The following is a 19298-nucleotide window of genomic DNA, read 5'->3' on the forward strand; positions in this document are numbered from 1 at the left end:
CCATGTTCAAGTATATCGGCCACATCGTTAAGGGCACCGGCACCCAGCTGCGCAGCCTGGCGATGGTGTTCTCCCACGGGTTTCGCAAGCGCGACACCCTGCAGTACCCCGAAGAACCCGTGTACCTGCCGCCGCGCTACCGCGGCCGCATCGTCCTGACCCGCGATCCCGACGGCGAAGAGCGCTGCGTGGCCTGCAACCTGTGCGCCGTAGCCTGTCCGGTCGGCTGCATTTCGCTGCAGAAGGCCGAGACCGACGACGGTCGCTGGTACCCCGAGTTCTTCCGCATCAACTTCTCACGCTGCATCTTCTGCGGTCTGTGCGAGGAAGCGTGCCCGACCACTGCGATCCAGCTGACGCCGGATTTCGAAATGGCCGAGTTCAAACGTCAGGACCTGGTGTACGAGAAGGAAGATCTGCTGATCTCCGGACCGGGCAAGAACCCTGACTACAACTTCTATCGGGTTGCCGGGATGGCGATCGCTGGCAAGCCGAAAGGCGCTGCGCAGAACGAAGCCGAGCCGATCAACGTGAAGAGCTTGCTCCCATAAGGACAGAAAGATGGAATTCGCGTTCTACTTCGCATCCGGGATCGCCGTGGTCTCCACCCTTCGGGTGGTGACCGGGACCAACCCCGTGCATGCGCTGCTGTATCTGATCATCTCCCTGATCTCGGTAGCGATGATCTTCTTCTCCCTCGGCGCCCCGTTCGCCGGTGCCCTGGAAGTGATCGCCTACGCCGGCGCCATCATGGTGCTGTTCGTCTTCGTGGTGATGATGCTCAACCTGGGCCCGGCCTCGGTCGCCCAGGAGCGCGGCTGGCTCAAGCCGGGCATCTGGGCGGGTCCGGTGCTGCTCGCGGCACTGCTGCTCGGTGAGCTGCTGTACGTGCTGTTCACCACCTCGAGCGGTGCCGGCATCAGCGGTACCACCGTCGACGCCAAGGCCGTGGGCATCAGCCTGTTCGGGCCTTACCTGCTGGTGGTCGAGCTGGCCTCGATGCTGCTGCTCGCCGCAGCGGTCACCGCCTTCCACCTGGGCCGTAACGAGGCGAAGGAGTAAATCATGGGTGCTATCCCTCTCGAGCATGGTCTGGCGGTCGCCGGCATCCTGTTCTGTCTAGGACTGGTCGGCCTCATGGTCCGGCGCAACATTCTCTTCGTGCTCATGAGCCTGGAAGTCATGATGAACGCCTCTGCCCTGGCGTTCATCGTCGCCGGCGCACGTTGGGTACAACCCGACGGCCAGGTGATGTTCATCCTGGTGATCAGCCTGGCAGCCGCCGAGGCCAGTATCGGCCTGGCGATCCTGCTGCAACTGTATCGCCGCTTCCACACTCTCGACATCGATGCTGCCAGTGAGATGCGCGGATGAACCTTCTCTTTCTGACTTTCGTCTTCCCCCTGATCGGCTTCCTGCTGCTGTCGTTCTCCCGCGGGCGGTTCTCCGAGAACCTGTCCGCGCTGATCGGCGTCGGCTCGGTCGGTCTTTCGGCGGCCGTCGCTGCCTACGTGATCTGGCAGTTCAACGTCGCGCCGCCTGAAGGCGGCGCGTACAGCCAGCTGCTGTGGCAGTGGATGTCGGTGGATGGCTTCGCGCCGAGCTTCACCCTGTACCTGGATGGCCTGTCGGTCACCATGCTCGGGGTGGTCACCGGTGTGGGCTTCCTGATTCACTTGTTCGCCTCGTGGTACATGCGCGGCGAAACCGGCTATTCACGCTTCTTCTCCTACACCAACCTGTTTATCGCCAGCATGTTATTCCTGATCCTGGGCGACAACTTGCTGTTCATCTACTTCGGTTGGGAAGGCGTAGGCCTGTGCTCGTACCTGTTGATCGGCTTCTACTACAGCAACCGCAACAACGGTAACGCCGCGCTCAAGGCATTCATCGTCACCCGGATCGGCGACGTATTCATGGCCATTGGCCTGTTCATCCTGTTCGCCCAGCTCGGCACCTTGAACGTGCAGGAGCTGCTGGTACTGGCGCCGCAGAAATTCCAGGCCGGTGACACCTGGATGGTGCTGGCGACCTTGATGCTGCTGGGCGGTGCGGTGGGTAAATCGGCGCAGCTGCCGCTGCAGACCTGGCTGGCAGACGCCATGGCCGGCCCGACTCCGGTTTCGGCACTGATCCACGCCGCGACCATGGTCACCGCCGGTGTCTACCTGATCGCACGCACCAATGGCCTGTTCCTGCTGGCCCCGGACATCCTCCACCTGGTGGGTGTGGTCGGCGGTGTGACCCTGGTGCTGGCCGGCTTCGCCGCGCTGGTGCAGACCGACATCAAGCGTATCCTCGCCTACTCGACCATGAGCCAGATCGGCTACATGTTCCTGGCGCTGGGCGTCGGTGCCTGGCAAGCGGCGATCTTCCACCTGATGACCCACGCCTTCTTCAAGGCGCTGCTGTTCCTGGCCTCCGGTTCGGTGATCAACGCCTGCCACCACGAGCAGAACATCTTCAAGATGGGCGGCCTGTGGAAGAAGCTGCCATTGGCCTATGCCAGTTTCCTGGTCGGTGGCGCGGCCCTGGCGGCCTTGCCGATCATCACCGTGGGCTTCTATTCCAAGGATGAAATCCTCTGGGAGGCCTTCGCCAGCGGCAACAGCAACCTGCTGTACGCCGGCCTGGTGGGTGCGTTCATGACCTCGCTGTACACCTTCCGCCTGATCTTCATCGCCTTCCACGGCGAAGCCAAGACCGAAGCCCACGCCGGCCACGGCCTGGCTCACGGCCTGCCGCTGTGCGTGCTGATCGTGCTGTCGACCTTCATCGGCGCCTGGATTCACCCACCGCTGGCCGGTGTGTTGCCGCAAAGCGCCGGGCATGCCGGCGGCGAAGCCCAGCACAGCCTGGAAATCGCCTCGGGCGCCATCGCCATCGCCGGCATCCTGCTGGCGGCGATGCTGTTCCTGGGCAAGCGCCGTCTGGTCAGCGCCATCGCCAACAGCGGTATCGGCCGCTTCCTGTCGGCCTGGTGGTATGCCGCATGGGGCTTCGACTGGCTGTACGACAAGCTGTTCGTCAAGCCGTACCTGCTGATCTGTCATGTCCTGCGCAAGGACCCGGTCGACCGCACCATCGGTCTGATCCCGCGCCTGGCGCGTGGCGGACACGTGGCCATGAGCAAGACCGAGACCGGCCAGCTGCGCTGGTACACCGCCTCCATCGCCCTGGGCGCCGTGCTGGTGCTTGGCGCTGTCCTGGTGGCCGCGGTATGACCCTGACTCTTGCGAACCTTGCGACTCTGCAAAAGGAAACGAACCCGTCATGATTCTGCCTTGGCTGATCCTGATTCCCTTCATCGGCGGCCTTCTGTGCTGGCTGGGCGAGCGCTTCGGCGCCACCCTGCCACGCTGGATCGCGTTGCTGACCATGTCCCTGCTGCTCGGCATCGGCCTGTGGCTGTGGGCCCACGGCGACTACACCCTCGCCCCTGCTCCGGGCGCTGAGCCGGCCTGGGCGCTGGAATTCAAGGTCCAGTGGATCCAGCGCTTCGGCATCAGCCTGCACCTGGCCCTCGACGGCCTGTCGCTGCTGATGATCCTGCTCACCGGCCTGCTCGGTGTGCTGTCGGTGCTGTGCTCGTGGAACGAGATCCAGCGCCACGTCGGCTTCTTCCACCTCAACCTGATGTGGATTCTGGGCGGCGTGGTCGGGGTATTCCTGGCCCTGGACCTGTTCCTGTTCTTCTTCTTCTGGGAAATGATGCTGGTGCCGATGTACTTCCTCATCGCGCTCTGGGGTCACAGCTCGGCAGACGGCAAGAAGACCCGCATCTATGCGGCGACCAAGTTCTTCATCTTCACCCAGGCCAGCGGCCTGATCATGCTGGTGGCGATCCTGGGTCTGGTGCTGGTCAACTACAACAGCACCGGGGTCATCACCTTCAACTACAGCGACCTGCTCAAGGCCGAGCTGCCCGCCGGTGTCGAGTACCTGCTGATGCTGGGCTTCTTCATCGCCTTCGCGGTGAAGCTGCCGGTGGTGCCGTTCCATTCCTGGCTGCCCGATGCCCACGCCCAGGCGCCCACTGCCGGCTCCGTGGACCTGGCCGGTATCCTGCTGAAAACCGCCGCCTACGGCCTGCTGCGCTTCGCATTGCCGCTGTTCCCCAACGCCTCGGCCGAGTTCGCGCCGATCGCCATGACCCTGGGCCTGATCGGTATCTTCTACGGCGCCTTCCTGGCCTTCGCGCAAACCGACATCAAGCGCCTGATCGCCTTCTCCAGCGTTTCGCACATGGGCTTCGTGCTGATCGGTATCTACTCCGGCAGCCAGCAGGCCCTGCAAGGCGCGGTGATCCAGATGCTCGCCCACGGTGTCTCGGCCGCCGCGCTGTTCATCCTCAGCGGTCAGCTGTACGAGCGCCTGCACACCCGTGACATGCGGCAAATGGGCGGGGTCTGGCACCGCATCGCCTACCTGCCGGCCATCAGCCTGTTCTTCGCCGCCGCGTCGCTGGGCCTGCCAGGCACCGGCAACTTCGTTGGCGAGTTCCTGATCCTGATCGGCAGCTTCGCCCAGGTTCCATGGATCACCGTGATTGCCACCACCGGCCTGGTATTCGGCTCGGTGTACTCGCTGATCATGATCCACCGCGCCTACTTCGGCCCGGCCAAGTCGGACACCGTTCTGGCTGGCATGGACGGCCGCGAGCTGACCATGGTGCTGGGCCTGGCGGTCCTGCTGATCGTGCTTGGCGTGTACCCACAGCCGTTCCTCGATACCTCTGCCGCCACCATGAGCGGTGTGCAGCAATGGCTCGGTTCCGCTTTCACTCAACTCGCTTCGGCCCGGTAAGAGCGCTATGGAATTCACCACTCAACACTTCATCGCACTGGCGCCGATGCTCATCACCACCGTGACCACGGTGGTGGTGATGCTGGCGATCGCCTGGAAGCGCAATCACTCGCAGACCTTCCTGCTCTCGACCATCGGTCTGAACCTGGCCCTGCTGTCGATCATCCCGGCCATGAAGGTCGCGCCATTGCCGGTGACCGGTCTGATCACCATCGACTACTTCGCCTGTCTGTACATGGCGCTGATGCTGGTGGCCACCCTGGCGTGCGTCACGCTGGCCCATGCCTATCTGGGCGAAGGCGCCACCGGCTACCCGGGCAACCGTGAAGAGCTGTACCTGCTGCTGCTGATGTCGGCCCTGGGCGGCCTGGTGCTGGTCAGCGCCAACCACCTGGCCGGGTTGTTCATCGGTCTGGAACTGCTGTCGGTGCCGGTCTATGGCCTGGTGGCCTACGCCTTCTTCAACAAGCGCTCCCTGGAAGCCGGCATCAAGTACATGGTGCTGTCGGCTGCCGGCTCGGCGTTCCTGCTGTTCGGCATGGCGCTGCTCTATGCCGATGCCGGTAGCCTGAGCTTCGACGGTATCGGCAAGGCATTGGCAAGTACCGGCATGCCCAGCCTGCTGGCGCAACTGGGCCTGGGCATGATGCTGGTGGGCCTGGCCTTCAAGCTGTCGCTGGTGCCCTTCCACCTGTGGACGCCGGACGTCTACGAAGGCGCTCCGGCGCCAGTCGCGGCGTTCCTGGCCACAGCCAGCAAGGTCGCGGTGTTCGCCGTCGTCGTGCGCCTGTTCATGCTCTCCCCTGCTGCCAGCAGTGGCGTGCTGAGCACTGTCCTGGCGGTGATTGCCGTGGCCTCGATTCTGGTCGGCAACCTGCTGGCGCTGACCCAGAGCAACCTCAAGCGCCTGCTGGGTTATTCGTCGATCGCCCACTTCGGCTACCTGCTGATCGCCCTGGTGGCGAGCAAGGGGCTGGCCATGGAGGCCATGGGCGTGTACCTGGTCACCTACGTGATTACCAGCCTCGGCGCCTTCGGCGTGATTACCCTGATGTCGTCGCCTTACGCCGGTCGCGATGCCGATGCGCTGTACGAGTACCGCGGCCTGTTCTGGCGCCGTCCGTACCTCACCGCAGTGCTGACCGTAATGATGCTGTCGCTGGCGGGCATTCCGCTGACCGCAGGCTTCATCGGCAAGTTCTACATCATCGCCACCGGCGTCGAATCGCAACTATGGTGGCTGGTCGGTGCATTGGTGGTCGGTAGCGCCATCGGCGTGTACTACTACCTGCGAGTGATGGTGACGCTGTACCTGGCCGAGCCGAACCTGCGCCGCCATGACGCGCCGCTGAAGTGGGAACAGCGCACCGGTGGCGTCATGCTGCTGGCCATCGCCATCCTGGCCTTCGTCCTTGGCGTCTACCCCCAGCCGTTGCTGGACCTGGTACAGCACGCAGGTCTGCCGCTGCTGGGCTGATCTGGCTCTGCGCAACGAAAACACCCCGCCTTGGCGGGGTGTTTTGTTTCCTGCACCGTTCAATCACTGTGGACCGTTTCATCCATGCCCCTGCTCATCGCCGCCTGACGCAGCGCGCGATCAGCCTTGGGCAACTTGACCTCCGGGTTGGGCATACCGCTGGGTGATAGTTCATGGGTCATTTCGAACTGCGCACGGACTGACCAGCCACAGGCCTCGGAACAACACTGCAGGTAGGCAATGCGCAGAAAGATATGACGTCCCTCGCTCGTCCGGATACGCATGCGACCGTGGCAATGGGGGCACACCAGTTTGTACGCGCTCACAGCCCGCACCTGGCACATGCCGTACAAATGCTATGTAAGTTTTTTCCGCAGTATGTGTCAGACTTATCTACTCTTCTGTGGGTGATAATTAGCTGATTGACTGTCATGGCAGAAGCTCTCATTTAATAACAGGCCGGTATTTGTAACGAGTAGTTTACGCTTAGATAACGCCAGTAAACTAGTCATGGATATTCGAAATGAGTAACAACCCCTTGGGTGAAGTACTCACCCGTCTCAAGCAACTGACGCGCTCGCACTCTGACGCAGAGCTTTCTCGCGCGCTGAACATCAGCCCGCAGACCCTCAGCAGCTGGAAGGTGCGCCAGAGCATTCCCTACGCATTATGCGTAGATCTCGCCCGTACTCATCTATGCTCGCTGGATTGGCTGTTGCTCGGCGAAGGCGAGCAGCGCCGATCACCCGTGGCTCTGAGCGAGTGGGAGGTGGGACTGCTGGCACAATTGCGCGAAATGGCCGGTGCTGATCGTCAGGCGATTCTGTTGCAGGTGCAGGACAAGCAGCGTTTGAAACAACTCGAAAGCCAACTTCAGCAACTGCTCGAGCAAGCACCGGTGGCTCATGCCTGATCCATGGGTGAGGCCGGGAGCGCCAACACCCCGTTGCCAGCGCCTCAACCACGCCTACGCAGTCGCTGCAACAGGTCGCGCAGGTCGAGTCCATCGAGCCAGACCATGATCTTCAGGCTGATCGGGATGACCACCACCGCTGCCGAGAAGGCGGCCATGCCACTGGACAGTAGCGGGGCCAACGTCAGTATCAACGGTTCGAACAGGCACCCTACGCCTGCACTCAGGACCACCAGCAGACTGCTTTTGCGCAGTGACAATCGGTCGTCGGCGCCGAGCATCAGCCATACCTTCATTCTTCCTCGGGCCAGACTGACCAGCAGCGAGCCCAGCAGTGCGCCGAACAGCACCTCAGGATCGATGCCCAGCCCCGCTTGGATGACGTTGCAGCAGGTTTGCAGCAGAGAAGGACCGCTCATGACCTGACCTCGACGTGCCGCCCGGTGCGCTCGATGCCCTTGAGCAATGCGCGGCGGGTGGCCATTTCCACGCAGCGCAGGTAGCAGCGCTGCAATGCTCGACCAGGCGCATGGCCGACCAGTGTCTCCAGGCGTCTGATTCCGCGCTCACGCAGACAATACCGCCACTGCGCGAATTCCCGCGCGGCTGTCATGGCGGCGCCTCGCGCAGCCACCAGCAACTGCGCCTCACTGACCTCGTCGCCCAAGGCGAGCCTGTTGCGTAGATCATTCAGTTTGATCCGCGGCCAGAAGGGATCGTAGATATCGGCGCAGGGATCAAGGTGCCCCCTCTGGGGGTGCTCGGCAGATGACTCACTGTGCATGGCACACATCCTCGGCCAGCAGGTTGTAGCGGATCGCCTTGATGACCGCCGCCACACGGGTTTCAACGTCGAATTTGCGCAGAATGTTGCCAACGTGGAAATTGACCGTCGATTCCTTGCATTCCAGTATTCGGCCAATTTCCCAAGATGTCTTGCCATAGGCACACCACAGCAAGACTTGTCGCTCTCGCGGGGTCAGGTGAATGGCCGGTGCGTTTTTTGCGTCAGGGGGCAAGGTCACTGCTGTGTTCATCGTCTAAGCTCCGCAAGCGTGAAGGCCGTCCCTTGCAGGGATCAGTGCCGGAGGCCTCACCTTACGAACAGCGCCCTGTCCTCTCCATCGACGCGACTTGTAAAGAGCGTCCTGACAACTACGTCCCAAATGGTATTCGCATGACAGCGAAGTGCCCGTGCTTCGTGGGAGGTTTCGTGCGTCTCACTGCGATCGCCCGCTTGCCTTACCGATGGAGTAGCTTGATGCGTCGCGTCTTACACCTTCCTTCCTACCTGACGCTGTTGGTGCTATTGCCCGCCGGTGCCGCTGAATCCGTGCCTGTCCAGCTCGATCAGTTGCTCATCAACGAACCGACCAGCGAGTTGGAACGCGCTGAGCAGCGGCTGCGGGCCGTCGCTGGCGCGAGCAACCTGGTGGACATGAACGCGGTCGATCAGGGTCGCGTGGCCAGCGGTCAGGACGTGCTGGCTTATCAGCCAGGCGTTTTCGCCCAGTCAGCAGGCAACGACGGGATCAAGCTGTCCATCCGCGGCTCGGGCATCAACCGCGCGCCCGGCGCCCATGGCTCTGGGGTTTACGCGATGTTCGACGGCCTGCCACTGACGGGGCCGGGCGGCACACCTTACGAACTGCTCGAGCCGCTGTGGCTGAGCCGGGTCGAGGTGCTGCGCGGGGCCAGTGGCCTGCAGCGCGGCGCCCTGGCACTGGGTGGCGCGGTCAACTACGTGACGCACACCGGTTACGACGCTGCCCCCTTGCAGGTGCGCTACGAGCTGGGCAGCCGCGGCTACGCGCACCGTCAGGTCAGCTCGGGGCAGGTACTGGGTGATCTGGATTACTACGTGGCGCTGACCGACAGTGAGTACGATGGCTACCAGACCCACAGCGGCGGTCGTGCCAAGGGCGTTGCGGCCAACCTGGGCTACCGCTTCAGCCCACAGTTGGAAACGCGCTTCTACCTGCGCTACCGGGAAACCGACAACGAGCTGGCAGGACGCCTGACCCAGGCGCAGATCAAGCATGACCCGCGCGCCGCCAATCCGGTGTACCTGCGCCGCGATGCCAGCCGCCCGCAACCGGGCAGCACCTGGCTGGCGAACAAGACCACCTTCACCTTCGACGATGACTCGCGCCTGGTGGCCGGCCTGGTCTATCACGATTTCCCCATGGATCTGCGTGAAGGGCCTAATCGACTCAAGGTGGCTTACGCCGATGTCAGCGGCACCCTGGATTACCAGCGTCGAGACACCCTGGCCGGTCGCGACAGCCGCACCAGCCTGGGCTGGCGCACCACCAAGCACTTGCCCAACACCGGCGCCTCGGAATTCGTCCGGGTACCCGAGCCTGGCAACGGCATGCGCCCGGTCGGCACCCGCACCCGCGACTTCAGTTACCAGGGCTCGGACACCGTAGTGCACCTGAACAACGAATTGGAACTGAGCCCCGACCTGTGGCTGACCAGCGGCCTGGCCCTGATCTACACGCGCCGGGAAAGCGATGTCAGCTACCCCGAGCAAGGCGGCAACGTCAGCCAGCACGACTGGGACTACGCCCCGCACCTGGGCCTGCGCTACGACGTCAATCCTGATCTGCAGGTGTACGGCACCCTCAGTCGCTCGGTCGAGCCGCCGCATCCCTGGGCACTGATCTGGAGTTCGCCACCGGTTGCCGGCGGCCAGATCCAGCCCATTGAAATGCGTAATCAGACCGCCACTACCCTGGAGATCGGTGGCCGCGGCGATTCCTCCCTGGGTGAATGGAATCTGGCCTGGTACTACGCCCAGGTGCGCCATGAGCTGCTGGCAGTCGAGCTGGTGCCGAACATCAGCACGGCCGAATTCAATGCCAGCGCTACCGTGCATCAGGGCCTGGAAGCCGGGCTGCAGAGCACCTTGTGGCGCAGCGACGGCGGTGGCCGCCTGAGCCTGCGCCAGGCCTACACATACAGCGATTTCCACTATCGCGATGACCCACGCTTTGGCAGTAACCGCCTGCCGGGCCTGCCGGTGCATTACTACCAGGCCGAAGTGCGCTATGACTGGGTAAATGGCGTATACGCCGCGCTGAACACGCAGCTCGCTTCAAAGGTACAAGTGGACTACGCCAACAGCCAGCATGCCGATGCCTACACCTTGTTCGGAGCGCGGCTTGGGTGGAATTCGCCTAAACAGGACTGGCAGACCTGGCTCGACCTGCGCAATCTCACGAACCAGCGATACTCGGCAACGGTAACACCGGGCTTCGATGATCGCGGCCAGGATGTGGCCCGCTCGACGCCCGGCGAAGGGTTCGCCGCTTATGTAGGCGTTGCCTACAGCTTCAGGTAGGGATGACCTGGCCCCGCGCCGGCCAGCGGCGCGGGACTCTGCTCAACGGCCTCAGTCGGGCAACTGCACCTTGGGTTTGGTAGAAGCGAAGATCGCCCAGCTGGAGATGAACAGCGCGGCGATCAGCGGGCCGATGACGAAACCGTTGAGGCCGAACACCGCCATCCCGCCCAGGGTCGAGACCAGAATCAAGTAGTCGGGCATGCGCGTGTCCTTGCCCACTAGAATCGGACGCAGCACGTTGTCCACCAGGCCGATCACCAGCACGCCATAGGCGGTGAGGATGATGCCCTGCCAGTACATGCCGGTGGCCACGTAGTACACCGCCACCGGCCCCCATACCAGCCCCGCTCCCACCGCAGGCAACAGCGAAAGGAATGCCATCAGCACGGCCCAGACCAACGCGCTGGGAATGCCGAGGATCCAGAAGATGATGCCGCCCAACGCACCCTGGGTGATGGCCACCAGCAGGTTGCCCTTGACCGTGGCCCGCACCACGCGGTTGAACTTGAGCTGCAGACGACGCTTCTGCTCTTCTGGCAGCGGCACGGCCTGCCGCACCTTGCGGGCGGTTTCCGGCCCTTCGCGCAGAAAGAAGAACAGCACGTAGAGCATGATGCCGAAGCTCACCACGAAGTCGAACGTGCCCTGGCCGAAACTGAAGGCTTGGGTCGCCAGGTATTGACTACCCTGGCCGGCGAACTGGGTGATCTTCTGCCGCAAGCCGTCGAGGTTGCCGACGCCCAGGCGATCCAGGCCATTCTGCGCGAAGGCCGGCAGCATGTTCTTGCCGTGTTCGATGTAGCCAGCAATGTCCAGATTGCCGCTCTGGATGCGCTGATACAGCGAGGCGCCTTCTTGTACCAGCAGCACGCTGATGATGATCACCGGCAAGATGGCGATAGTCAGGCAGACCATCAACGTGGCGCCGGCCGCCAGGTTGCGCCGGCGGCCGAAGCGGATGAGCATGTTGCGTTGCATGGGGGCGAATATGATCGCCAGAACCACCGCCCAGAACACGGCGCCATAATACGGCAGCAGGATCCAGACGAAGGCGATGGTGACCGCGGCGAGCAAAACGGTGAGCGCCTTGTTCTGCAAAACGGTTTCGTTCATGGGGTTTCCTCGAGAATTCACCCCTTTAGTGCGCGCCGAGCGGGCAAAAGTGCCGTTGATGCAGATCAATACTCATCGACCTTGCACCTCGTAGCATCCGCCGCTTTTCCAGGTGCCCCATGACGCTGCCCGGCAAACCCGAACTGCTCGCCCCCGCAGGTTCCCTGAAGACCCTGCGCTATGCCTTCGCCTACGGCGCCGATGCGGTCTACGCCGGCCAGCCGCGCTACAGCCTGCGGGTGCGTAACAATGATTTCGACCACGCCACCCTGGCCCAGGGCATCGAAGAAGCCCATGCGCTGGGCAAGCGCCTGTACGTGGTGGTCAACATCGCCCCGCACAACGCCAAGCTCAAGACCTTCCTCAAGGACTTGGCCCCGGTGATCGCCATGGGCCCGGATGCACTGATCATGTCAGACCCCGGCTTGATCATGCTGGTGCGCCAGCACTTCCCCGACATGCCCGTGCACCTGTCGGTGCAGGCCAATACGGTCAACTGGGCGAGCGTGCAATTCTGGCAGCAACTGGGGCTGAGCCGGGTGATCCTGTCACGCGAGTTGTCGCTGGAGGAAATCGCCGAGATTCGCCAGCAGGTGCCGGCCATGGAACTGGAGGTGTTCGTGCACGGTGCGCTGTGCATGGCCTATTCGGGGCGCTGTCTGCTGTCGGGATACCTGAACCGGCGTGACGCCAATCAGGGCAGTTGCACCAATGCCTGCCGCTGGAAGTACCAGGCCAATCCGGCCACGGAAGATGTCACTGGCCAGATCGTGCGTCAGGTCGATCCGACCCTGGGCATCGGCGCGCCCACTGACCAGGTGTTTGTGTTGCAGGAAAGCCAACGGCCCGATCAAGACATGCCGGCCTTCGAAGACGAACACGGCACCTACATCATGAACGCCAAGGACCTGCGCGCCGTGCAGCATGTGGCGCGACTGGCCGAAATGGGCGTGCACTCGCTGAAGATCGAGGGGCGCACCAAATCGCATTTCTACTGCGCCCGTACCGTGCAGGCATACCGCCAGGCCATCGACGACGCGGCCGCTGGCCGACCCTTCGACCGCAGCTTGATGGACAACCTCGAATCACTGGCCCGACGCGGGTATACCGAGGGTTTTCTGCGCCGCCACGTGCATGACGAGTACCAGAACTACCAGCATGGCCATTCGGTGTCTGAGCGCCAGCAGTTCGTTGGCGAGCTGACCGGAGTGCGCGTCGAGGGGCTCGCCGAGGTCAAGGTGAAGAACCGTTTCGCCGTGGGTGATCATATGGAACTGATGACACCGGGCGGTAATTACCCGTTTGACCTGCACACCTTGCGCGACGCCCAGCGCCTGAGCATCGACACCGCCCCTGGCGACGGACACGTGGTGTACCTGCCGATCCCCGAGCAGGTCTCGCTGGCATTCGGCCTGCTGCTGCGTGATCTGCAAAGCTGACGAAACTGTCATCTTGCCCTCAGCTGGCTGACAGCGTGGGCAGGTGACAATCGTGCATCGGCTCCCTAAGCTGCATCTATTCCCCTTTGCCCGACCGGGCCATGGCCACTGCCCGCGCCCGGAGGCGCATCGACCATGCTGCGCAAACACCTGTTGCCCCTGACCCTGCTGGCCCTGAGTGGACTGGCCCATGCCGGCGACACCCTCGACGTCTACCGCGACCCCAACTGCGGTTGCTGCAAACAGTGGATCCAGCATCTGCGTGACAATGGTTTCACCGTCAACGACCATGTCGAGCCGCAGATGAGTGCAGTCAAGCAGCGTCTGGGCGTCGCGCCGCGACTGGGGTCGTGCCACACCGGCGTGATCGACGGCAAGTTCGTCGAGGGCCATGTACCCGCCGAGCAGGTCCGCGCCCTCGCTGCCCGCAGTGACCTCAAAGGCATTGCCGTACCGGGCATGCCGGTGGGCTCGCCCGGCATGGAAATGGGTGATCGCAAGGACGCCTACCAGGTCATCGGGCTGACCCATGAGGGTCAGGACATCGTTGTCGCCCAATACTGATGCTTGGCTACACGGCGCTGTTCTTCAGCGCCCTGGTGGCTGCCACCCTGCTGCCGATGCAATCGGAGGCGGTACTGGTGGCCCTGCTGCTGCGCGAGCCCCAGGCCTGGCTCAGCCTGCTGGTGGTGGCAACCGCAGGCAATGTGCTGGGCTCACTGATCAACTGGCTGCTGGGCAGGGGCATTGACCGCCTGCGTGATCGACGCTGGTTTCCCTTCGATGCTGCGCAACTGGCGCGTGCACAGCAACACTATCGGCGCTGGGGCGCCTGGTCGCTGCTGTTGAGCTGGATGCCGATCATTGGCGACCCGCTGACCCTGATCGCCGGGCTGATGCGCGAGCCCTTGTGGCGCTTCATCTTGCTGGTGACCTTGGCCAAAGCTGGCCGCTATGCGGTACTGGTAGCTGTCACCCTGGGCGGCTTTGGCGTGGCCTGAAGCAGACTCAGGCAAAACGCTCGAGCTGCATCTCGCGCAGCCGACTCAAGGTTCGCTGATAGGCAAAGGCCAGGTAGCCCTCGGTGTACAGCGACTCCAGCGGCACCTCGGCCTGTATGTACAACGCCACGCGCCGGTCGTAGCATTCGTCCACCAAGGCGATGAAACGCCGTACGCTGTCATCGCGAGGCGCCAGCGCCGGCAACTGACGATCACCCGCCTCGACCCGGCACGCGCCGTCTTCGGTGCCGCGTGCGATACGCCCGGCTCGCTGCACGCCGCCGAGCTGCGGCACGCCATCGAGCATCAGTGCGCTGAAGCGGTCGCACAGGGCCATGAATTCCAGCGCTGAAAACGGCTGTTCGCACAGTTCAAAGAAACTGCACCAGAGCACGCCCGCGCTGTGACGCCGAGGCTGCAGCCAGCGTTGGCCCAACTGTACCGGCTCGAGGCTGGCGGCTGCGCCCTCGCTCAAACGTTGGAACAACGCCGGGAACGGATCCGATTGCCGCGGCTCTGCAACCCAATAGCGCTGACACGCCGTGCCTGGGTGCAGGCGATGATCCTGCTCGCCGGCCACCGCGACGGTCTGCATATGACGCTCGATGGCGCTAATCGCGGGGAGGAAGCGTTCACGGTTGAAACCTTCGGCGTAGAGCTGCTGAGGAGGCTGGTTGGAGGTCGCGACAATCACCACGCCCTCGGCGAACAGCGCCTGGAACAAGCGCCCGAGGATGATCGCGTCACCGATGTCGCTGACGAACAGCTCATCGAAACACAAGACCCGAATGTCTTCGGCCAACTGCCGGGCCAGGGTCGTCAGTGGGTCGGCAGTGCCGCTGAGCTGAAACAGTCGCTGGTGCACCCAGGCCATGAAGTGATGGAAATGCTGGCGCCGCGCACTCACCTGCAGGCTGCGGTAGAACAGGTCCATCAGCCAGGTCTTGCCCCGGCCAACCGGCCCCCACAGGTACACGCCTTCAGTGGCAATGCCTCGCTGCACGCCTTCACAGCAGCGCTGCAACACCTCGACCGCTCGCGCCTGGGCAGGGTCGGCCACGATCTGGCCGCTGCTGAGGGCCTGGTGGTAGCGGCAGGTGAGGTCAACAGCCATTGCAGGGGTCTCGGCAAAAGCAGCTATCTTACGCCACGTTCAGGCCCAACGGACCCTGAAACCCAGACGCAGAAAAACCCACCGCAGGCTCAGCCCGGGTGACTATCGATTTCAAGAGATTTGAAAAAAATGGCAGGGGCGGCTGGATTCGAACCAACGCATGGCAGGATCAAAACCTGCTGCCTTACCGCTTGGCGACGCCCCTGTATCGGATTCGATGGCGGCAAGCGCTATCGACCAGATGCTTCCTGACGAATGACAACGGGGATGTTGTCGAGGAATGCGCGGCACTTTATCAACAATGTGCTCACATGGGAACCCCATGCTAAAAAAATATTTCCAGAAAACAGCAAGTTACTGGCCGTCACAAACGTCGGCGTACGCACATTGACCGTTCGTCGATTTTCTTCTCCGCTTCGCTTAACAATGCTCGATTTGTCGATTCCAACACCATGACTGCCCCAGTGCCCCATCAGGAGGATGCCATGCCCGTTTCACACGATCTGTATCAGGACCTGCACTACCCACGCGAAATCGTCCAGCAGCGGCGCAAGGTGGACGACAAACTGGACAGCCTGCTTGATGAGTACGTAGACATCGACAATCAGGTGCTGGCTGCCGAGGCGATCTCGGCAGGCAACTTCGTCGATGAAGACCTGCTGCATCTCAAGGAAAAACGTCTGACCGTGAAGTACCTGATCGAGCAACAACTCGAACGCAAAGCGTGAGCCGCAACCGCTCAGGTTCGCCGGGTACCGTGCAGTGATACGCTGCTCGGATTGCCGGCGCATGTGGCAATTGGTCAGAATGCTCTGCGCGCCCGTCCGGTGGTCGCCGTCTTGAGGAGCTTCTGCCCGTGTCTGAATGGATGCGTCACACGCTGAACCGCTTTGCCCAACCCGTAACCAGCGCTGACCCTGAGTTACTGCAGGTCTTCAACGCCCAGGCTGCGGCGCGCGGCTACACTTTGAGCGCCGGTCAGCAGCGGGTGATACAGGCCATGGCTGAGCGCCTGGTTGACCGCCATAAAGGCAAGGTGCGCGGCCTTTACATTCACGGAGCAGTCGGGCGTGGCAAAAGCTGGTTGCTCGATGGTTTTTATCAGGCGCTGGCCGAGCCCGGCAAACGTCGCCTGCACTTCCACGACTTCTTCGCCCGCCTGCATCAAGGCATGTTTCGCCATCGCGAAAACGCCGATGCCCTCGCGGTAACCCTCGACGAGCTGCTCGGCGACTGCCGCGTGTTGTGTTTCGATGAATTCCACGTGCATGACATCGGTGATGCCATGCTGCTCAAAAGACTGTTCAGCGCCCTGTTCGAGCGCCATATTCTCGTGGTGCTGACGTCCAACTACGCACCCGCGCAACTGCTGCCCAACCCGCTGTACCACGAACGCTTCCTGCCCGTCATCGAGCTGATCGGCGAGCGCATGCAGGTGCTCGAGCTCGATGGCGACACCGACTTTCGCAGCTTGCCTGCCAACCACGCGCACCAGCGCTTCACCCGCGGTCATTACCTCTACCCTGGTACTTGCGAACAGCGCGAGCGGCTGAATGTACCGCTGCCGTCGCCGTGCACGCTGCACGTCAATCGTCGTCCGCTGCGGGCGCTGGCCTGTGAGCCCGGGCAGGTCATGTTCGCCTTCGATGATCTGTGCCAGCAGCCGACCGCGGTAATCGACTACCTGGTGCTGGCCCGCGACCACCCGCGCTGGATCATCGACGGCCTGGACGACCTGAATGAGTGCTCGCTGGCCGCCCAGCAGCGTTTCGTCAACCTGGTGGATGTGTTGTATGACCAGGACATCGAGGTGCTGGTGATCGGCCGCAAGCCGCTGGCCGAGTCACTGGACGGTGGCCTGGCCGACCTGATGAGAACCCGCAGTCGCCTCGGGCAGTTGCAGCAGGTCGGCTGATTCGACCCGTTGTCGGTATCATCAGCGGCCACTTCCTGCAGCCGTTTCTCTCAGCGAGCGTCTATGGACATCGATCAGGCCCGAACCTTTCTGGAAATCATCCGCTGCGGCAGCCTGGTGGCCGCTGCCGAGCGGTTGTGCGTGTCGCAAACAGCCATCAGCGCGCGGGTTCAGCGCCTGGAACGCCAGCTCGATTGCCGCCTGTTCCTGCGCGGTCCTGGCGGCGTGACCCTGACAGCCGACGGCGAGGCGTTCGTCAGCTATGCCAATCAGCTGGTGCACACTTGGGAAGCGGCGCGCCGTGAACTCCCGCTGTCGGGCGAACGTCAGCCACTGCTGCGGGTGGGCAGCGAGGTGAGCCTGGGCAACCCGCTGCTGCTGGACTGGGTCAGCGCACTGCACGATGCGCTGCCCGATCATGGCATCCGCAGTGAGGTCGGCGAAGGCCAGGCGCTGCTGCGAAAGATCGAACTGGGCACTCTGGACGCGGCGCTGGTGTACCAGCCTGATTACGCCGCTGGGTTGCAGATCGAACAATTGCTGGAAGAAAAGCTGGTCCGCGTGCGTCGCGCCGGTCGACCTGAGCCGTATATCTACATCGACTGGGGCGAGGCGTTCCGTCGTCAGCATGACGCGGCCCTGCCCGACTGCGCACAGGCTGCACTTTCGTTCAATCTGGGCCCACTGGCTTTGCAGTTCATCCTCGAGCGCGGCGGCAGCGGCTACTTCCGTACCCGCGTGGTCCAGGCGTATCTGGACAGTGGCGTGCTGGAGCGGGTGCCCCAGGCGCCAGAATTCACCTATCCAACCTTCCTGGTGTATCGGCGCACCCCTGCCGACGATGCGCTGCAAAGCGCCATGGACGTCATCCGTGGATTGGCGGTCGGCGGCACCAGCGACTGGTCACAACGCTGGGACCCGCTGCTCTGAGCGCTGCGGCTGGACGTCGAGCAATTGGCGCTGCAAACCGGCGATCAGGTCGGTCTGGGTGATGATTCCCACCACTGCATCACCGTCGAGTACCGGCAGGCAGTGCAGGCCCTGCTCGCACAGCAGCGGCAACAGATGATGCAACGGGTCTGCGCTGGCGACACTGACCACCCGCCGACTCATGACCTCGGCCATGCGCACCGGCGCGCGGCGAAACATGCAGCGCCAGCTCGGACGTCCGCGGGCCATGGCCGGTGCGACCAGATCGCTGAGGCTGACGATGCCGACCAGCTTGCCGCCCTCGACCACCGGCAACGTCTTCAGACGGTGCTCGGCGAGCATCGACCAGGCCTGTTCCAAGGTGGTTTGAGGGGTCACCAATTGCACATCGCGAGACATCACCGCTGCAGCAGTGAGGCCGCCCAGGCTGCGCTGCAAGGCCTGTCGTTCGGTAGCCTGAATGATGCGCTGCAGCTCATCACGGCCGACGTCGACGAACTCCCCCAGCTCCAGCAGGGCCTGATCCAAATCCTGGTCGTTGACCCCGACTCGCTGGCTGGGCAGTGGATCGCGGGTGTGATGGGCATCTTTCGCCATCACCGCGGCCCTGGGATAGGCGACACCTGTCAGCCGGTTATAGACAATCGCCACGGCCAGCAGCACCAGCACATTGAGCAGCACCGGTTCGAGCAAGTGATCGCCCAAGGCAACCAGGCCCGGGTCGGCCAGCACCGCAGTCACCGCCATGGCCCCACCGGGCGGATGCAGGCAGCGCAGTGCGCACATCAGCAGGAGCGAGAGCGCCAGCGCTGCCGCGGCGACCCACAACCCGCTCCCCAGCCCATGGCGCAACGCCAGACCAACCAGGCACGCCACCGCGTAACTGCCCAGCACTGGCCATGGCTGCGCCAGCGGCCCGGAGTGCACCGCAAACACCAGCACGGCGGTGGCTGCCAAAGGGCCCAGCAGGTGCAGGGCAATCCCGGTACCGAATATCAAGCTGCACAGATAGCCGGCAAGAAACAGCCCTGCCAGCGCGCCGACACCGGCGCGCAGCCATTGCTGCGGTGGGATGGCCAGCGCTGGCGGAAGCAGGCGCTGCAGGAGGCTCGTCGTAGAGGGCATGGATGTGCGGTCGTCAGAGTGGAGGGTGCGTGCGGACGGCAATTGTCCATCCCTGGACAGCGTTCGGCCAATTCAAAAAACTGCGCGCAGGCTGCAGTTTTTTTGCAGGGTCGGCC

21 protein-coding genes and 1 tRNA gene are annotated in these 19298 nt (G+C 63.1%); 14 read left to right on the top strand and 8 right to left on the bottom strand.

The genetic code is table 11. From position 1 onward, the window contains the following. Nucleotides 1-2 precede the first annotated feature (2 nt). Genes nuoI through nuoN form a run of 6 tightly spaced genes read left to right on the top strand, consistent with a single transcriptional unit; the run spans nt 3 to nt 6283 of the window. Nucleotides 3-551 (top strand): NADH-quinone oxidoreductase subunit NuoI, encoded by a 549-nt coding sequence (gene nuoI, locus LK03_RS19385; RefSeq protein ID WP_028693716.1) that lies wholly within the window; start codon nt 3-5, stop codon nt 549-551. A gap of 10 nt (nt 552-561) precedes the next feature. Further along, nucleotides 562-1062 carry an NADH-quinone oxidoreductase subunit J gene (gene nuoJ / locus LK03_RS19390; RefSeq protein ID WP_038414142.1) on the top strand — a complete coding sequence of 167 codons (501 nt, stop codon included), beginning with the start codon at nt 562-564 and terminating at the stop codon, nt 1060-1062. A 3-nt stretch (nt 1063-1065) separates the two neighbouring features. Then, on the top strand, nt 1066-1374 hold the full coding sequence (gene nuoK / locus LK03_RS19395; RefSeq protein ID WP_008096201.1) for an NADH-quinone oxidoreductase subunit NuoK: 309 nt from the start codon (nt 1066-1068) through the stop codon (nt 1372-1374). Further along, nucleotides 1371-3224 (top strand): NADH-quinone oxidoreductase subunit L, encoded by a 1854-nt coding sequence (gene nuoL, locus LK03_RS19400; protein ID WP_038414144.1) that lies wholly within the window; start codon nt 1371-1373, stop codon nt 3222-3224. Before nuoK ends, nuoL begins: the two co-directional genes overlap by 4 nt. A 49-nt stretch (nt 3225-3273) precedes the next feature. Then, the gene (gene nuoM / locus LK03_RS19405) at nt 3274-4806 is read left to right on the top strand and encodes an NADH-quinone oxidoreductase subunit M (protein WP_038414146.1); all 1533 of its coding nucleotides are present in this window, start codon (nt 3274-3276) and stop codon (nt 4804-4806) included. A gap of 7 nt (nt 4807-4813) precedes the next feature. Beyond that, entirely contained in the window at nt 4814-6283 is a 1470-nt protein-coding gene (nuoN, locus tag LK03_RS19410) for an NADH-quinone oxidoreductase subunit NuoN (protein ID WP_038414148.1), read from the top strand. A gap of 59 nt (nt 6284-6342) precedes the next feature. Here nuoN and LK03_RS22065 read toward each other — a convergent pair whose 3' ends face one another. Beyond that, nucleotides 6343-6609 carry an ogr/Delta-like zinc finger family protein gene (locus LK03_RS22065; protein WP_081951646.1) on the bottom strand — a complete coding sequence of 89 codons (267 nt, stop codon included), beginning with the start codon at nt 6607-6609 and terminating at the stop codon, nt 6343-6345. Nucleotides 6610-6806: 197 nt separating this feature from the next. On the opposite strand from LK03_RS22065, the gene LK03_RS19415 reads away from it, so the two are divergent. Further along, nucleotides 6807-7196 carry a helix-turn-helix domain-containing protein gene (locus LK03_RS19415; protein ID WP_038414149.1) on the top strand — a complete coding sequence of 130 codons (390 nt, stop codon included), beginning with the start codon at nt 6807-6809 and terminating at the stop codon, nt 7194-7196. A 44-nt stretch (nt 7197-7240) separates the two neighbouring features. On the opposite strand, the gene LK03_RS19420 is transcribed toward LK03_RS19415, so the two are convergent. The 3 genes from LK03_RS19420 to LK03_RS19430 are packed head-to-tail and all read right to left on the bottom strand — an operon-like array spanning nt 7241 to nt 8233. Continuing rightward, a complete protein-coding gene (locus tag LK03_RS19420; RefSeq protein WP_038414151.1) occupies nt 7241-7615 on the bottom strand; it encodes a hypothetical protein in 375 nt (124 codons plus the stop codon). Then, nucleotides 7612-7980 carry a head completion/stabilization protein gene (locus LK03_RS19425; RefSeq protein ID WP_049870567.1) on the bottom strand — a complete coding sequence of 123 codons (369 nt, stop codon included), beginning with the start codon at nt 7978-7980 and terminating at the stop codon, nt 7612-7614. Before LK03_RS19425 ends, LK03_RS19420 begins: the two co-directional genes overlap by 4 nt. Then, nucleotides 7970-8233, bottom strand: a complete 264-nt coding sequence (locus tag LK03_RS19430; RefSeq protein WP_049870568.1) for a helix-turn-helix domain-containing protein — start codon at nt 8231-8233, stop codon at nt 7970-7972. The genes LK03_RS19425 and LK03_RS19430 overlap by 11 nt, the downstream gene beginning before the upstream one ends. Nucleotides 8234-8457: 224 nt before the next feature. Here LK03_RS19430 and LK03_RS19435 point away from each other — a divergent pair, with 224 nt between their 5' ends. Beyond that, complete coding sequence (locus LK03_RS19435) at nt 8458-10542, top strand: TonB-dependent receptor family protein (RefSeq protein WP_038414152.1); 2085 nt, start codon at nt 8458-8460, stop codon at nt 10540-10542. A 51-nt stretch (nt 10543-10593) separates the two neighbouring features. Here the strand turns inward: LK03_RS19435 and LK03_RS19440 are convergent, their stop codons facing one another. Then, a complete protein-coding gene (locus tag LK03_RS19440) occupies nt 10594-11658 on the bottom strand; it encodes an AI-2E family transporter (protein WP_038414154.1) in 1065 nt (354 codons plus the stop codon). Nucleotides 11659-11777: 119 nt separating this feature from the next. On the opposite strand from LK03_RS19440, the gene yegQ reads away from it, so the two are divergent. From yegQ to LK03_RS19455, 3 genes are all read left to right on the top strand, one after another. Continuing rightward, nucleotides 11778-13097: a tRNA 5-hydroxyuridine modification protein YegQ gene (gene yegQ, locus LK03_RS19445; RefSeq protein WP_038414155.1), complete on the top strand. Its 1320-nt coding sequence runs from the start codon at nt 11778-11780 to the stop codon at nt 13095-13097. A 135-nt stretch (nt 13098-13232) separates the two neighbouring features. Continuing rightward, complete coding sequence (locus tag LK03_RS19450) at nt 13233-13661, top strand: DUF411 domain-containing protein (RefSeq protein WP_038414157.1); 429 nt, start codon at nt 13233-13235, stop codon at nt 13659-13661. Continuing rightward, entirely contained in the window at nt 13661-14098 is a 438-nt protein-coding gene (locus LK03_RS19455; RefSeq protein WP_038414158.1) for a YqaA family protein, read from the top strand. Before LK03_RS19450 ends, LK03_RS19455 begins: the two co-directional genes overlap by 1 nt. A gap of 7 nt (nt 14099-14105) precedes the next feature. On the opposite strand, the gene zapE (LK03_RS19460) is transcribed toward LK03_RS19455, so the two are convergent. Continuing rightward, the gene (gene zapE / locus LK03_RS19460) at nt 14106-15212 is read right to left on the bottom strand and encodes a cell division protein ZapE (protein ID WP_038414159.1); all 1107 of its coding nucleotides are present in this window, start codon (nt 15210-15212) and stop codon (nt 14106-14108) included. A 130-nt stretch (nt 15213-15342) separates the two neighbouring features. After that, nucleotides 15343-15417, bottom strand: a tRNA-Gln gene (locus tag LK03_RS19465). A gap of 280 nt (nt 15418-15697) precedes the next feature. Here LK03_RS19465 and LK03_RS19470 point away from each other — a divergent pair. From LK03_RS19470 to LK03_RS19480, 3 genes are all read left to right on the top strand, one after another. After that, a complete protein-coding gene (locus LK03_RS19470; protein WP_038414161.1) occupies nt 15698-15940 on the top strand; it encodes a hypothetical protein in 243 nt (80 codons plus the stop codon). 128 nt (nt 15941-16068) lie between these two features. Next, on the top strand, nt 16069-17127 hold the full coding sequence (zapE, locus tag LK03_RS19475; RefSeq protein WP_038414162.1) for a cell division protein ZapE: 1059 nt from the start codon (nt 16069-16071) through the stop codon (nt 17125-17127). A 63-nt stretch (nt 17128-17190) separates the two neighbouring features. Further along, a complete protein-coding gene (locus LK03_RS19480; RefSeq protein WP_038414164.1) occupies nt 17191-18057 on the top strand; it encodes a LysR family transcriptional regulator in 867 nt (288 codons plus the stop codon). Here the strand turns inward: LK03_RS19480 and LK03_RS19485 are convergent. Further along, the gene (locus tag LK03_RS19485) at nt 18031-19182 is read right to left on the bottom strand and encodes an HPP family protein (RefSeq protein ID WP_038414166.1); all 1152 of its coding nucleotides are present in this window, start codon (nt 19180-19182) and stop codon (nt 18031-18033) included. The two genes, LK03_RS19480 and LK03_RS19485, sit on opposite strands and share 27 nt — an antisense overlap. Nucleotides 19183-19298: the final 116 nt, after the last annotated feature.

This window comes from Pseudomonas cremoricolorata (assembly GCF_000759535.1).
Lineage (GTDB): Bacteria > Pseudomonadota > Gammaproteobacteria > Pseudomonadales > Pseudomonadaceae > Aquipseudomonas > Aquipseudomonas cremoricolorata_A.

Coding starts and splice junctions, on each gene's coding strand:
- nuoI (WP_028693716.1), top strand. CDS start 3: ATGTTCAAGTATATCGGCCACATCGTTAAGGGCACCGGCACCCAGCTG.
- nuoJ (WP_038414142.1), top strand. CDS start 562: ATGGAATTCGCGTTCTACTTCGCATCCGGGATCGCCGTGGTCTCCACC.
- nuoK (WP_008096201.1), top strand. CDS start 1,066: ATGGGTGCTATCCCTCTCGAGCATGGTCTGGCGGTCGCCGGCATCCTG.
- nuoL (WP_038414144.1), top strand. CDS start 1,371: ATGAACCTTCTCTTTCTGACTTTCGTCTTCCCCCTGATCGGCTTCCTG.
- nuoM (WP_038414146.1), top strand. CDS start 3,274: ATGATTCTGCCTTGGCTGATCCTGATTCCCTTCATCGGCGGCCTTCTG.
- nuoN (WP_038414148.1), top strand. CDS start 4,814: ATGGAATTCACCACTCAACACTTCATCGCACTGGCGCCGATGCTCATC.
- LK03_RS19415 (WP_038414149.1), top strand. CDS start 6,807: ATGAGTAACAACCCCTTGGGTGAAGTACTCACCCGTCTCAAGCAACTG.
- LK03_RS19420 (WP_038414151.1), bottom strand. CDS start 7,615: ATGAGCGGTCCTTCTCTGCTGCAAACCTGCTGCAACGTCATCCAAGCG.
- LK03_RS19425 (WP_049870567.1), bottom strand. CDS start 7,980: ATGCACAGTGAGTCATCTGCCGAGCACCCCCAGAGGGGGCACCTTGAT.
- LK03_RS19430 (WP_049870568.1), bottom strand. CDS start 8,233: ATGAACACAGCAGTGACCTTGCCCCCTGACGCAAAAAACGCACCGGCC.
- LK03_RS19435 (WP_038414152.1), top strand. CDS start 8,458: ATGCGTCGCGTCTTACACCTTCCTTCCTACCTGACGCTGTTGGTGCTA.
- LK03_RS19440 (WP_038414154.1), bottom strand. CDS start 11,658: ATGAACGAAACCGTTTTGCAGAACAAGGCGCTCACCGTTTTGCTCGCC.
- yegQ (WP_038414155.1), top strand. CDS start 11,778: ATGACGCTGCCCGGCAAACCCGAACTGCTCGCCCCCGCAGGTTCCCTG.
- LK03_RS19450 (WP_038414157.1), top strand. CDS start 13,233: ATGCTGCGCAAACACCTGTTGCCCCTGACCCTGCTGGCCCTGAGTGGA.
- LK03_RS19455 (WP_038414158.1), top strand. CDS start 13,661: ATGCTTGGCTACACGGCGCTGTTCTTCAGCGCCCTGGTGGCTGCCACC.
- zapE (WP_038414159.1), bottom strand. CDS start 15,212: ATGGCTGTTGACCTCACCTGCCGCTACCACCAGGCCCTCAGCAGCGGC.
- LK03_RS19470 (WP_038414161.1), top strand. CDS start 15,698: ATGCCCGTTTCACACGATCTGTATCAGGACCTGCACTACCCACGCGAA.
- LK03_RS19480 (WP_038414164.1), top strand. CDS start 17,191: ATGGACATCGATCAGGCCCGAACCTTTCTGGAAATCATCCGCTGCGGC.
- LK03_RS19485 (WP_038414166.1), bottom strand. CDS start 19,182: ATGCCCTCTACGACGAGCCTCCTGCAGCGCCTGCTTCCGCCAGCGCTG.